The organism is Williamsia muralis, assembly GCF_051487485.1.
Classification (GTDB): Bacteria; Actinomycetota; Actinomycetes; order Mycobacteriales; family Mycobacteriaceae; genus Williamsia; species Williamsia muralis_B.
Genome location: NZ_JAHVCV010000015.1, coordinates 52034 through 65589 on the forward strand (window position 1 = coordinate 52034; position 13556 = coordinate 65589).

The window sequence follows — 13556 nt, forward strand, 5'->3', positions numbered from 1 at the left end:
CAGTAGGCCCGAGGTCAGACAGCGAGTGGAGCGCGCAGGGCTGCTTGGTTGCGGACCTGGCGGTCGCGGTAACGATCGTTCCCGGCGAGCTAGCCCGTCACCTCAGGATCACCGCGTGAACGTGATGGTGTATCCGGCCAGACCATCAATCGACAGGCTGTACTCGACACCGTCAAGCGTTGCCATGGTCCAGCCATCCTTGACGCTCAACGACTCGCCCACAGGCAGTCCGCCAACTCCACCGACCGCCTGAAAGTCGATGTCGCCGTCGCTCACTGACGCGGTGTCGGCTTCACCCTGTTCGGCGTTTGTCGCATCGGTATGGATCCAGTCAGTGAGGGGTAATTCCGGCGATATGTTCTTGACGGTGACCGGGAAGTAGACGCTCACGGCCTGCGGCGATCGGTCATACAGAGTGCTCGCGTCCTCACTCGGCTTGAACTCGACCGGAGCGCCCACGGTGATCTCCAGCTTCACCTCGCCCGCACGCACCGTGTCGCTGTAGATCGCGGTCTGGCCGAACTTGCATGGATCTCCAAAAATTGGCTCCGTATCGCAGATCATCGGGTTAGCCGACGCTGAGGATTCCGCTTCCCGTTCCGGAGCAGGCGGCGGGGAGGACTGCTCGGCGCTCGAGGCTGCCACGGCATCGGCCGTGGCAGCCTCGCTGTCGTCTTCCAACAGCGCCCCCACGGTAACGATGCCTGCCAGGATGACACCGGCGCCGCCGAGCGCGGCCCACAATTGCCAAGGGGTTTTTCGCTTCGGTCGACGGAAGGTCATGGTTGTTCGCAGACGGCCCTCCTGTTGGGTGACCAACTCCCAACCTTCCTGCTGCTTCTTTGTGATCGTTTTCGACTCAGTGCCCCGGATCGCCTTAATCTCAGTGACCTCGTACCGTGCTTCCTCGCCTGCCATGCCTCGTCCCGTCATTCGATAGCGGTTGTTGTGGGCAAACCCGTACCCAAGGACAGGAAATAAGGTTGCACGATGCAGTTTGCACTATGTCAGTTTCGCGAGACGACTATGCTCCCGGCGAGAGCATCGCTAACACTAATAAATGTTTCTTTACGTTCTCCCGCAAGCGGTCTTGGCTACCGGGCCTGACTCAGGTCGCCATGGTGAAACTCGAGTCAAGGTTCCTTCTGGCCACACCGCTGGCGCACGTCCTTGTCTGCAAACCACCAGTCAATCCCGTCAGGCTCTATCCAGGTCCTGGGCTCGGCACCACCAATAACCCGCGCATCCCACTCTCCAGAATAGTCGCGCGAGAAGCTGATAATTTCGCCGCCGTCCACTTTTTTAGCCTCACGGAATTGCGTAACCCCAGACGGCTCCGCAGGCACAGAACCGAACTCACGATCCACCAGCGTATTGGCAGGCAAACCCCAGTTGTATCGGTTCGAGATGATGGCGCCTTCCGGGATTTGCCAGGAAACCTGAAAATTTATCCCTCTCGTATCGATCCGGTGGGGGGATAGGTTGAGCAACCGAACTTCGGCCGTCCGCGGGGTGTAGACCGCAAAGTAGGTGAAGCCCATCGGGTCGCGCGGCCCAAGCGCAGGAGGGATCCCGGGACCAAACTTTCTCTCCCAGGTCACTTCAAACAGATTGATTGCGGGTGCCTGACAGTCCAAATTCGGCCGATTTTCTTCAGTTACTGTGACTGTCTGAGTGGTCACCGACATCACGGTACTAGTTTCCACCACCGTCTCCACAGATGTTCCACACGCACCAATGGCCAGTGATACGCCTATCAAGATCGCGATTGTCAATCGTTTTGGCCTTGTCACGACTCTGGTCACGTTGCTATCTAACGCCAACTTGTTGGTTTTCAGAGTTCGCATGGCCGGCCGTCGTCGAGATAACCCACGTCTCGCAGGACCGCTTGGAGCACGGTCAGGTACGGCTGACCGATGACGGTAGCGATGCCGTCGAGTGTGGTCCGGGCTGGCAGCCCGCGCACGCCGTTGGTCCGCCAGAGATTTAAGTTCTGCCGCGAGACACCGATTCGTCGAGCCAGCTCGGCGTCACTGACGCCGTAGGTGTGCTTGTGGGTGTCGATCAGTTCGACAAGACGTGCCGTTGCCACAACTTGAGTATCGAGGTGGCGCCTCACGAAGTCAAGAGACACATTGCACTTTCGACAAGTACTACTTGACATAATCTATATTATCGGCGTAACCGATTGCGCGGCAATATGTTTCGTCACCAGTGACGTAACGGCACCCTGATACCGGGCGTGACAGGCGACAGGATCCCGGGCGCGGTCACTACTTACGGCTTCGCTGGAATTGCCACACAGCGTGGTCCAGATCGGTAGGCGACATGCCCATCTCCTTCGCTGCGGCCGTCAGGATCTTCAGCGCGAACGGCGGCGTGACGCCGCGGCGAGTGAGTCCCAATGAGTCGGCGATGAATCGGCAGATCATCCGATCTGGCTTCACGCCCGGGATCCCGGCCAGCATCTGCATGTAGTGCCAGGTGATGCCGCTTTTTTGACCGGCCATCGCGCGCCAAGCCGCCTCGATAATTGCGAGCTGCGCCTCGTCCTCGGCCGCCGCCCGAAGGTCGGCGGTGGTACGGATCCCCGCTTCGTCGAGCACGCTGGCTGCATCACCGATCACCTGGGACTTGAGAACCCCACTGCGGCTTGAGGTGCGATTGTTGTTGCCGATCTTGCATGCCCACCCCTCCGGGCCATCTAGCTCATCGAAGGTGGCCAGCAACTCAAGGACACCGTCGAGGTTCGGGTCACCACCCTGCTCGCGGCGGTACGCACGATAGCGGGTGACGACCTTCTCGACACTGGAATACCTAACCCCTGTCGATTGGATCGAGTCGATCACACAGAGGGCCAAGCCTTCGCGGTAGCCCGACGGCGCCCGGGAGCCGCGGAACTGTTCGCAGGCGTCGACGAGGCCACGCAACTGCTCGGCGGTGTAGGCCATACAGCGACGGTACCGGCAACACTGCGGACCTCACCACGAGCCACACCAAAACGAACGGGCCCGACCGCTCAATCAGTGGCACCCGAACATGCGCCCGGCAATTCGTCCCACTGAACACGTCTCGTTGCAAGTTCTCATTGCACTGCAATGCCTTTCGCTTCCAGTAACGAATACCCAGACATGTCCGGGGGTTTGACCAACCGTTCCGCAGAGCAGTTCGACGGGTGGTCGTCTCGTTCGAGGTCGTTGCCGCCGGTGGGAGATCCCGCGCGGATCGACTATGGAGTAGATGTGGACCGGGTCGCGGTTGCTGGCGGATAGTTGCAGCGGGGTCCTCTACTCGCCGAGCGGGGTAAAGCGGTCCTCATGGTCGTGGGCCGCGATCAGGCCGGCCAGATGGAGGCAGGGTTGCATCGGCGCGGGGTGCCACCCAGTTGCTTCGCTTACGAACCCCCCTGGGTCATGATGGGTTTCGTTCCACTGCAGGCGACGGACCGGGAGTGTGTTGAAGTCGAGGCGCTCGTCTGTGTGCACGTTCCTTGGCCATTCAAAGAAGGTTAGGAAGTTTTCCCGGTCGGGCCTACCCGGGTAGTGGCTGCGTTGGAACGGCGCCAACTCGGGCCCTGCCTGGTCACCCTGTACAGACCACGTTATGTGGACGTAACCGGCCGGCAGCTGGATCTCGCGGTCGCTGGGTGAGTAGGTCCGGAGGTACTCGCGCAGCAGTTCGTCAGCGGTCTCGTCGGACCAGTCCGCTCCGATGTTGTAAGTTCCGGCCACTTCGTATTCAAGCCAAAGCGTCGTGTCGCGTGGCTCGGCAACTCGATCACGATTGCGGAGACTCCACCGTTGCTCGGGGGTTGTCATTGTGTTGTTGTTTCCCGTCTATGGTTACGTGCAATCGGTTCAGGGACTCGGGTTTCGGCGGGCAGCAGCAAGAAGGGCGCCCACTCCCATAAGTGGACGCCCTCTTGCTGTTCACGGATTCAGGCCCCGGCGATGTCGACACAGACACGACCGGCAACCTGCGCTTCGGATTCCGCTTGCTCCGTCCTCAGCTACCGCTCCCACGCCGCCCAGGCGAGACGAAGTCAAGTGAACCGGGCCACTGTCCGCTCCGATGGCTTCGGAGTGACCTTCCCGATCGACCGTTCTTCCCTGGCGACTACAAGAATCGTAGCAGTGCGTTCCAACACATGCAACCCTTCTCTCTTGACATCGATACTATCTGTTTCTATAATGTCGCGCCGTACGTTTGTGGTAATTAAATAGATACGCTGTTGGGTGAGGAAGCGGTACGCTCGTGGTGCAGGCACGGGTTCGCTGTTGGAGCGAAGTAAGAGAGGGCGATATGAGTACCGCTGAGAGCGTAGAAGGAAAATCGTCTGCCCTGATCCTACCCGGCTCGGGGGAAGGGAGCGACGAGCGATTCCTCAAGATTGTCTTTCCTGTCCGCCGCGCTCCTGCCCTCCCCCGACCGGCTCGCTCTGCAGTCCGCGAAATGGCTGGATCAGCCGGCCGACGAGTCGACCCTCCGGTCAGGAAGTCATTTGTTCGCCCTATGGCCGCCGACGCCGATCCGGTTGCGCCGATGGCGGGCGTGTACAGCGGGGGTCGGAGCGGAGTAGTGGCGCTCAAGCTCTACTTGGCTCTCATCTGGCGGTGTTCAGCTCCCCCGTTCTCGACAGACAAGCCAGCCCGAGCGTGGGCGACCCTGCTGAACCTCGACGACCCCGAGGGCAAGGGCACTCGACGGATCAAGAGTGCGATGAAGACTCTCGAGGCGGCGAACCTTATCGCGATCGAAGAGAATCCCGGGTACCCCAACATCGTCTGGCTCCGGGACGAAGCCGGCACCGGCCGTGACTATCGCCTGCCCTCCACTGCTTACACGTTGGCGAAGCAGAATGGAGAAGCGAAAAGCGTTCTTGCCGAAGACATGTACTTCAAAGTACCCAAACGCCTGTGGACGCGTGGTTACATTCAGAGCCTCAAAGGGCCGGGACTCGTCATGCTGCTGATCCTGTTGGCCGAACAGGCAGGCGAGGGCGAAAAGGTCTGGTTCAGCACCGCCGAGTTTCCCAAGCGATACAACATCTCACACAAAACGAGGGCCGCAGGCACCCAAGAGTTGATCGATCTCGGTCTACTCCGAGTCGAGTCGCAAAGCCTCGCGAAAAGCGGCTACTCGAACACCTTCGACACCCGCCGCCGCCGCAAGGTCTACGAACTCACCCCGCGGGCGCGGACCGCAGGACCAGAGCCAATAGTCGAATCAGGAAGCCGAAAGAAGTTGCGCCGCAAACCGACTAAGAACAATCCTAAAGCAAAAGTCTGACAACTCCGTGATATGAAGCTGTCATCTATTCGGAAGGACAGTGGTCTCGCGCCGCGCCCGCCTTCGGCGCGCTACTTCTTCGGGCAAGGTCACGGTTAAACCACTTCATCGGCTGGGCCTCGCCCATAGCGCTGCGGGTTGCCCCTCATCCCGTAATCTGGGGCAAGAACTGATCGGCCATAGCCGGCCCGCACACTGCTGCTACCTCATCGGAGAAAGCGATCGCCGCCTTCTTCAGCCAGTTCAACCCATACTTGCTGGCCTTACGGATCATTCCGTCGACCTCGGCGACTACTTCATCTTTGCCTGTGGGGTCAAGACCGGGGGCAGCAAGGATTGCCGAGCGCAGCTGCTCAAGTACAGCCACGGCTTCGGTCAGCGAAATACCCTGGTTCTGAGTGACCTCCGCCGACATCACGGCGCCCACTCCACCGATGTTCTGGTTCCCGATGGTCTGGTTCCCGTAATTGTTGGCAGCGAAGCTGGTCGTCGTCACACTCGTGGGTCCAGGTGGGCGCCCCGAGATGGGAGAAGGCCCTCGCAGCGCTCTCTTCCCGGCCGGTGTTGTCTCGACGAAGAAGAAGGTCCCATCCGCCAGTTTCCGACCTTTCACTAGGCGTAAATCTTCGAGTTCTTCTGCCGCCTCGTTGATTTCCTCTTCAGTCAGCCTGCCCGAGTAGTCAGCGGCCAAATCCGAGCCCAGCAGGCCATCGAGATCCGAGCTGGTCCGCAACCACTCAAGAACTCGACGTTGCGCGAGTTCGACCCTGTAGACCGCGGCAACGTTACGAGCTTCAACCTGCCCGCGCTCAGACAGGACGAAGTTGAAGTTGATGTCACCGTCCGTGAGGGTGTCTCGCACGAGGCCGGCGTGAGCCAGCTCGTCGTAGACGGCCCGCTGATTTGGTTTTGGGCACAGCTCATCCGGCGGGCGGGGCGAATCTGGGCCACCAGCCAGCCACCACAAAACACGGAACGCTTCAAACGAGACCACCACAGCTCCCCTCCATGGACCGACGCTCGGCGCGTCGCCGCGACACTGACAAAAGTACCGGGCGCCTCAGACACAGCTTCCACAAAAAGGTGTGGCATGCCCGTGCCACACGCTCGCCGTCAGCCAATCAGCCCTTGGGCCACTCACAGCACCACTTCAGCTATTTCGTACCGGCTGTTCCGCAGTAGCGCAGGGCTCAACTGCAGGCCGCTGAGTGCGTCGCAAAGGGCGAAGGTCGCGGCCATGGTGTCGTTTGCTGTGAACGTATCGGCGTCAGTGAGGTTGAACCCGCCTATCTCATGCATCATGGGAAGCAGTTCGTCTGGAGATGTTCCATAGCGCATGTCCGGAAATTTGGGCTGGAAATGCGTCCGCAATTCACCGTCTACGAACCGGTGGAAAGTTTCGAGCGCGTTGCTGATGTTGCGATGGTGGGAGATCACTTCACGGCCCAGCGAGAGTGGTCCACTGATGGAGGGGGTCGCTCCTACGTAGCCGTTGCTCTCGTACATAACCGACCACTCGTTCACTTGAAATAGTCCAACATACTGACGCTCGCCGCCGACCTCCTCCCGCAAGCGGCTGGAGCCTTCTGCAAGTGTCCTGAAGTCAGCGGACCGGACCTCATCGCCAACGGTCGGGAGGCTGTCGATCACGCCGGCCACGGTGGCGTCACGCACATACGTGAGAGAAAAACCGTTGAACAGGTCGGTCGCCCTTGAAGTCCAAGCGTAGTTCTCGTACATCACACCAACACGTTAGGCCAGCTCCGCTCTGGCTGCCTGTTGATCAGATCTATAAGAGCTTCTGGCGGCCTGTTATAGGCCTCCTGCCTACCGGGATCCTCGCGCTTGAGTGCTATCGAAGCATTGATAACTCGACTTGAACACTCATTGGTTAATGAACTAGCGCTTCATATTAGACTTTATGTAAATGGTTGCTCGCCCTCCGTTAACAAACTAACAAACTAACAAACTAACAAACTAACAAACGTAGACTGTCACAATTCAATTGCAGTAATCTTCGATATGGCGAGTCGTCACCCACCGATTAGCGCGATGCACACGCCATTCATGTCTTTCCCAGTGGAGGGTCTCGCCGATGATCAACAATAGGATTTCGCGCTACAGCCTTGTCTTAATTTCGTTTCTTGCCAGCGTTTTGCTCGTGGGGGTTGGTGCGGCCAATGGTGCACCGTCGTCACCGTCCCCCCAACCGCCGGCGGCCGACAAAAACTCGATTACGTCCATTACTTCGAAGCAAGGGCCGCCGAAAGTAAACAGTCCTGAAGCGAGAGCTGCAGCGGCAACAGTAGGAATCGACTGCCCAAGTCGAATGGCCTCGTGCACATCCACCGAGACCCTTCTGTATCAGATCAACAATCAAGGCGCCACCATCGGCCAGTATCGAGCAATCGTCTCACTCGCTTTCCAGCATGACCGAAACAGCCTTCGCAGCACAATGTATGTGTTCGTATCCATGAGCAAAGAGCTTGTCACTGGCGTCGACGGTGGCACTTTCACTGTCAAGTTGAATGCATCTGAAAAAATTAGGTCAACTGGTCCTCAACTACGGCAGGTATTCGAGGTCGCGACACCTGTATCGGCCGGAATTGAGTCCAGGGAGTACCAGCTCAGCTACTACACCCGGACAATGATGGAGCGACTGACCTACGCAGACTCGCAGTTCAGCTTCAAGTGGACCTATACGATTCCACCGAACACAAAGCCGATCGTCGTTTCGGGATTGCAACTGTTTGGGAACACGGTTCGATGTGACAACGCCGACGGGTTTAGCACAAGTACGCCTGGTTGTGTCAATCCGGATTACTGGCCCACCGTCACCTACTCGCACTACCAGATGCCGCTGATCACCGATCATATTTCGGATGTTCAAGCCGTCTACGGGTACGGTTCGGATACACCTCTCCATCGCGTGAACTCGTTCGCGGCAGACGAAAACAATAGAGCCTCTTGCAGCCAGGCTCGGATCAATCAGCTAATTCCTGAGCGCCCGATCTATTCAGACGGCGACACCCCCTCCTGCGACGAATATCCCTTCGCCAGCACCTACGAAAACCAAGGCGAGGGTGATATCCGCTGGGTTCCACTGAAGGAGCAGCGCATCCAAGGCGGCAACATGCTGGACTTCTACAGCAAGAACAGGATCATAAATTACCCCGCAGCTATGGATGCTTTCTGGGTCGAAACCGGTCCCTAGATAAATATCCCGCGAAACAGAGCCGTATGTAATCCACTAGAAAGGAAGCTAGATGCGTATTAAACGGGTTGTCACCGCCATGGCAGGACTTGGATTGTCCGTCGGCATAGCGATCGCTACTCCAGGGACTGCTCAGGCCGCGTCACAGGTGGGCTGGACAGGACCTGCCGGCACATCACATCTGACGAACTCCACCATCATCAACTCACCGAACCTCGTCGCCGAGTCGAAGATCTGGCAGACGTTCGGTGCCGAAGACGCCCCAGGAACAATCGGCGTACGGCCCCGACTCTTCAAGTCCGGAGTTCTGTGCGAGGCCATCGACTACGTGTACAACACCAACGCCGCCACTCAACTGGTGGTCGGGACCACCGCCACGTGTGGATCAGGTTCCTACAACAGCCACGGATTCGTCGCTGTGTGGAACCCCACCAACTTCACATTCGACCAGTCGGTCACCTTCCCGAGCAACCCACTCAACTGGACTGCACCCGCCGCCCGGAACGCCAACACCCCCGAAACCGCTGCGGTGACCAGCGGGACCAACGCCAACGGCGACAGCTATGGCAGCGCCGCTAAAGCGGAAAGCGACGCAGACATTCCCGACCTCGTCCAGGCGTATGCCACGAACGGCAAAGTCGGCTACATCAAATCTGCAGATTTGAACGGACCGACCGCAACGTCACCCGCCGAAGCCGTCACGTTGACCAGCGGACCCCGCACAGTAAATGTCTACGACAAGGAAGGGTCCCAGGTGATTGGCCAGTTCACCTTTGGTGACTGACTTCAAATGAACAGGCCGTCTGCCGTTACAGCTCTGGCCAACTGGTCTAGATCAGCGAGGGCTGCGTTCGGCTAAACTAGCTCGTCGGTGTCGGGGGTAGAGAATGATCAATTCTCTACCCCCGATCTGTCGCTGGCACCATCACTCGACTTCAGCCACTGGCGAAGCGCCTGCGCCACCGCAGTTTGAAGCAGAAGTCCCCGCTCAGCTGCCTGCATCTTCACTGCCCGAATCAATCTGGGATCGAGTCGGGTTGCGAAAGCCTTTGTCTGCGCCACCGTTGTCACCCCTCGTCACAGCAGTCGATAGCAATCCTCAAAAGTTATCACCCGAACCAATACGCGCGCTGAGATGGTGGGGCTACTCATCGGCCCAACGTGTTCGAATTTCCCTTCCCTTAAGCCGAAGATCATAAACAAGACTAACGATAGCCCCAGAATGGGAACTATGCAGCTTGATGCGCTGCACGCCTTTGCAAACGGAGACAATCAGGAAACGCGCGTTCTCCGATTAGCGCGTGATAGTACCGCCAATACGGAGCATTTTTTATCGTCCGTTCGGATTACTTCGTTCGATTTAAACTCAATGCAAGTAGTTCAAGCAATGAATAGCAATCGGGCAGTTTTCGTGGTTACACGCGGGTCAGCTACCTGCTGTCTACTTGGGCCAATGTAGGAGCGTGGCCGCCGTGAGCACGGCCGGTCAACATCAACTAGTTGGGCAGATGCCAGAAGTGCCGGTATGTCAGGCCTATCGGCGGCGTACTTCTTGCGATTCGCAGGAGCCAGGATTCTTCGCCGTTCACGGTCACGCTCGTGACAGAGTGAAGATCGTTGTCGACAAGATATTGCTCTTCAGCGCGGTTTAGGACGTCTCGGCGATACACCTGCATGCCGTGATGGGACGATCCCAGGACCTTTGGTATTACAATCTCGAACACGAAGTTGTCCATTTGGTACCCCGGTTCCATCTGCGCGTACTCGGACTCGCCCGGCGGGGGATGCTTCGCTCGTGGTCTGGCACGCAACGCTGCTACCGTTGCGGCCCGATCTTGCGGTATCTCGATCTCATAGTCGAGACTTGCCTCTTCCCCAACCCTTAGCGGTGGGTCAAACTCAACCCTCCATTGCAAAGATGACGTCTGCGAGTGGAAGGGGTGACGTATGCAATCCCCTCCCCCCGATCTCGTTGTGACCAGTCGCGTAACTGCAGCCCCGTCTAAGGGAATATCCTGATCGGAGCGTCGCAGGGTAACCCAGGTGAAGAACTGAATTGGTTTGAGTGCGACGAACTTCCGCTGACCAATGTTTCTAGCCGCCCAGTGATTGACATCGACGACACCGGGCTTGTATTCCCATCGCGATGCGAAGACCGAGTACTTGCGGTCGTATCGCTCCTTGAGCTCAACCACCTCCGCCTTAAGCTCAGCCACCTCCGCGTCGGCCTCAGCCAGCTGGGCGAGAGCCGCGCTTGCCTTCCGACTGCTCTTCCACCATCCCCACCCAAGCGGCACTGTCGCCACGGCTGCTACCGGTACGGCTCCAGGGGGTAGTGCACCGAGGACTACGCCGATCGCGGTGGCGGCGCCTCCCACGGCGGCCACCGCGTTCGCTAGCCACAATCCCTCTCTGGCGTTTTCCCGTGCCCGATCAACAAATGAGTCCGTACTCACTCAACCCCCTGTGTTTTGATTCTTGTACCAGATCTGGCCCCAGCTTGTTTGGCATCGCCCTCGATCATGATCAAAACGGCCAACTGCGCCTTTGCGTCACAACGAGCAACCTCCCGCGCGGCCGCGAGTGCTATACCTAGTTGGCACTCGGTACGTCCACCAAACGTTTTGGGAGCTATGTAATCTCGTTAGTTTCTCGAAAGGTTCCTGTGGTGTCTGACCGTGGTGTGACGCGTTCTCCCCCGCCCTCGTCGACCCCGGGTCGTCGGTGGTCGGTCGCAGGTGTTGTCGTGATCGGTGTGGTGGCTGCCGGGCTGGTCTCGTGTGGCTCGCCGGGGGAGGATACGCCCGCACGGGTGGCTGAAACCTCGTCAGTCGCCACGGCGACGTCGTCCGCTGCGGAAACCCCGCTTGCGGCACCTGCGGTGTCGACGACTCCAGACGCGAACGCGGTGCTGGCGATCCTCGACACGCTCGCGGTCAAGGGCCGTGCCCCGAAGACCGGGTACGACCGGGCGTTGTTCGGTGCGGCATGGACCGACGACGTGAGCGTGGAGGGCGGGCGCAATGGCTGCGACACCCGCAACGACATTCTGCGCCGCGATCTCACCGACCTCGTGCTCAAGGCCGGGTCGAATGGGTGCGCGGTACAGACCGGCACCCTGGTCGATCCGTACACCGCAACCACCATCGGTTTCGTGCGCGGGCAGGACACCTCGAGCGCAGTCCAGATCGACCACGTGGTCGCGTTGTCGGATGCCTGGCAGAAGGGCGCCCAGCAGCTCTCCCCCACCCAGCGTGCCGATTTCGCGAACGATCCCCGTAATTTGCAGGCCACCGACGGCCCGATCAACCAGCAAAAGGGCGGCGGAGATGCGGCGACCTGGTTGCCGCCGAGCGACGCCTACCGCTGCACGTATGTGTCCCGCCAGGTCGAGGTCAAAGCCGCCTACCAGCTGTGGGTGACCGAAGCCGAAAAGGACGCTATCGCCAGAGTCCTCGCTGGCTGTGGGGCCACCTCGCCGACTATCAGTGTCGGCCGCGGCCAGGCAGCGAATGCTCCTCGCCCGCCAGCCTCCCCCACTCCAGAGCCTGTCGCGCCGGCAGAGGTAGCCCCTGAGGGCCCTGCTGATGCGCCGTACCAGGGCAATCTCCCGACCGAGACGCTGCCACCGACCGTGGGGGCACCGTCGGTGTCGTATGCGAACTGTGCCGCAGTCCGGGCGGCTGGGGCTGCCCCGATCTATGCCGGCCAACCCGGGTACAGCAGCAAACTTGACCGCGACGGCGACGGCGTGGCCTGCGAAACCTGACCACACCGACCAGGCCCACACCGTGCCGGTCACTGACAGACGGAAAGCCGCGACCCTGTTGGAGGGTCGCGGCTTTCGTTGTCTGGGTTGGCTAGTCGGCAAGTTTGGCGACTGCCTGGGCCCACAGGAAGTATTTGTTGGTGCCCAGATCGCGCACGGTCTTGATGTTGAACGCCTCTTTGAGGTGCTGGGCATCGCCCGGGCTGACACCTTGGAGCGCCTCGACGGGGGCGTCAGCGAGCTCACTGATCGGCTTTTCCTCGTATGCCTTGTCGAACTTGTCGGCAATTCCACCCATGAAAATGACCTCCTGTGCTCGGCTCGGTGTACCGGGTTCGGCACACCGCCACCATCGTAGGAGCGTTCGACGACCGGATCGCCGCCATCAACCCCTGATTCGCACCCCTTTGGCGTCGTGCCCAGCACTGATTCGAGGGCAAGGCACCCGGCGTGTTTGCGGGTGTCGCGCCAGCACCTGTACTTGTCGTTGCACCTCACCGGCCGCCTGGCATCGTGGCCGGACCGCAGCACGTGTGCCGTCCCTGCCGGCGGGGCATCCTGAACGGGTGCCGCCTGTTCCGGATCCGATGCTTGCCACCTTGGGTGAAGCCCCGTCTGGGGAGGGTTGGGCGTTCGAGTTCAAGTGGGACGGACTCGGGCGCTGGCCGAAACCGGTTCTGGGAGAACGTATGTGTGGAGTCGGCACCGCAACAACTTTTCCTCCCACTTCCCCGAGATAGTGGCTGGTGTGCCAGCGGCGGTGGGCGGCCGGCAGGCGATTCTCGACGGCGAGATCGTCGTACTCGATGCGGACGGGCGGCCCTCGTTTAACCGGTTGCAGCGACGGCTCCGGATTCCCAAACCCAGCCCGCAGGTGCTTCGGGCGGTGCCGGCGGCGTTCTATGCCTTCGACATCTTGGCCCTGGACGGCCAGGACACCACTTCCCTGCCCTATCTCGACCGCCGCGGCATTCTCGACGGGCTGGCGCTGGCGGACACGTCGGTGCAAGCCCCGCCGTATTGGACCGATGTTGACGGGCAGGTGATGCTCGACATCGCCCGCGACCACGGCCTGGAAGGCATTGTCGCCAAACGCCTTACCTCGACCTACCACACTGGAAGGCGCTCTTCGTCTTGGAGAGTTAACTGCACCAAACAGCCGATGTGAGCTAGGGTCCGACTGAATCCCGGGGGGCGGAATGGACGCAGGAGCGGCAAACAAGCGGTACGCACTGGCGGACGGTGCCGTCGACTTGCCACGGATCGGTTCAGTGATTGCATCTC

The 13556-nt window shown here is 59.8% G+C and carries 14 protein-coding genes; 5 read left to right on the forward strand and 9 right to left on the reverse strand.

What is annotated here, in order from left to right:
- Positions 1–108 precede the first annotated feature (108 nt).
- From KXR83_RS25920 to KXR83_RS25940, 5 genes are all read right to left on the reverse strand, one after another.
- Positions 109–918, reverse strand: a complete 810-nt coding sequence (locus KXR83_RS25920) for a hypothetical protein (RefSeq protein ID WP_437427183.1) — start codon at positions 916–918, stop codon at positions 109–111.
- 215 nt (positions 919–1133) lie between these two features.
- Positions 1134–1682, reverse strand: a complete 549-nt coding sequence (locus tag KXR83_RS25925; RefSeq protein WP_437427184.1) for a hypothetical protein — start codon at positions 1680–1682, stop codon at positions 1134–1136.
- Between the two features lie 152 nt (positions 1683–1834).
- Entirely contained in the window at positions 1835–2092 is a 258-nt protein-coding gene (locus KXR83_RS25930) for a helix-turn-helix domain-containing protein (RefSeq protein ID WP_437427185.1), read from the reverse strand.
- A 181-nt stretch (positions 2093–2273) separates the two neighbouring features.
- The gene (locus KXR83_RS25935) at positions 2274–2951 is read right to left on the reverse strand and encodes a hypothetical protein (RefSeq protein WP_247207387.1); all 678 of its coding nucleotides are present in this window, start codon (positions 2949–2951) and stop codon (positions 2274–2276) included.
- A gap of 336 nt (positions 2952–3287) precedes the next feature.
- Positions 3288–3818: a hypothetical protein gene (locus tag KXR83_RS25940; protein WP_437427186.1), complete on the reverse strand. Its 531-nt coding sequence runs from the start codon at positions 3816–3818 to the stop codon at positions 3288–3290.
- Positions 3819–4512: 694 nt separating this feature from the next.
- Here KXR83_RS25940 and KXR83_RS25945 point away from each other — a divergent pair.
- Entirely contained in the window at positions 4513–5289 is a 777-nt protein-coding gene (locus tag KXR83_RS25945) for a hypothetical protein (RefSeq protein WP_437427187.1), read from the forward strand.
- A 145-nt stretch (positions 5290–5434) separates the two neighbouring features.
- Here KXR83_RS25945 and KXR83_RS25950 read toward each other — a convergent pair whose 3' ends face one another.
- Both KXR83_RS25950 and KXR83_RS25955 read right to left on the reverse strand, forming a co-directional pair.
- A complete protein-coding gene (locus KXR83_RS25950) occupies positions 5435–6286 on the reverse strand; it encodes a hypothetical protein (RefSeq protein ID WP_437427188.1) in 852 nt (283 codons plus the stop codon).
- A 140-nt stretch (positions 6287–6426) separates the two neighbouring features.
- Positions 6427–7029 (reverse strand): DUF6461 domain-containing protein, encoded by a 603-nt coding sequence (locus KXR83_RS25955; RefSeq protein ID WP_437427193.1) that lies wholly within the window; start codon positions 7027–7029, stop codon positions 6427–6429.
- A 355-nt stretch (positions 7030–7384) separates the two neighbouring features.
- Here KXR83_RS25955 and KXR83_RS25960 point away from each other — a divergent pair, with 355 nt between their 5' ends.
- Both KXR83_RS25960 and KXR83_RS25965 read left to right on the forward strand, forming a co-directional pair.
- Positions 7385–8503, forward strand: coding sequence for a NucA/NucB deoxyribonuclease domain-containing protein (locus tag KXR83_RS25960; protein ID WP_437427189.1), 1119 nt, complete (start codon positions 7385–7387; stop codon positions 8501–8503).
- A 52-nt stretch (positions 8504–8555) separates the two neighbouring features.
- Positions 8556–9287 (forward strand): hypothetical protein, encoded by a 732-nt coding sequence (locus KXR83_RS25965; RefSeq protein ID WP_437427190.1) that lies wholly within the window; start codon positions 8556–8558, stop codon positions 9285–9287.
- 712 nt (positions 9288–9999) lie between these two features.
- Here KXR83_RS25965 and KXR83_RS25970 read toward each other — a convergent pair.
- Positions 10000–10959: a hypothetical protein gene (locus KXR83_RS25970; protein WP_437427191.1), complete on the reverse strand. Its 960-nt coding sequence runs from the start codon at positions 10957–10959 to the stop codon at positions 10000–10002.
- Between the two features lie 212 nt (positions 10960–11171).
- Between KXR83_RS25970 and KXR83_RS25975 the strand changes: the two genes are divergently transcribed.
- Positions 11172–12272, forward strand: coding sequence for a GmrSD restriction endonuclease domain-containing protein (locus KXR83_RS25975; protein ID WP_437427192.1), 1101 nt, complete (start codon positions 11172–11174; stop codon positions 12270–12272).
- 91 nt (positions 12273–12363) lie between these two features.
- On the opposite strand, the gene KXR83_RS25980 is transcribed toward KXR83_RS25975, so the two are convergent.
- Positions 12364–12570, reverse strand: coding sequence for a hypothetical protein (locus tag KXR83_RS25980; protein WP_247206247.1), 207 nt, complete (start codon positions 12568–12570; stop codon positions 12364–12366).
- Between the two features lie 345 nt (positions 12571–12915).
- Here KXR83_RS25980 and KXR83_RS25985 point away from each other — a divergent pair, with 345 nt between their 5' ends.
- Entirely contained in the window at positions 12916–13440 is a 525-nt protein-coding gene (locus tag KXR83_RS25985; RefSeq protein ID WP_437427194.1) for an ATP-dependent DNA ligase, read from the forward strand.
- The last annotated feature ends 116 nt before the right edge of the window (positions 13441–13556 follow it).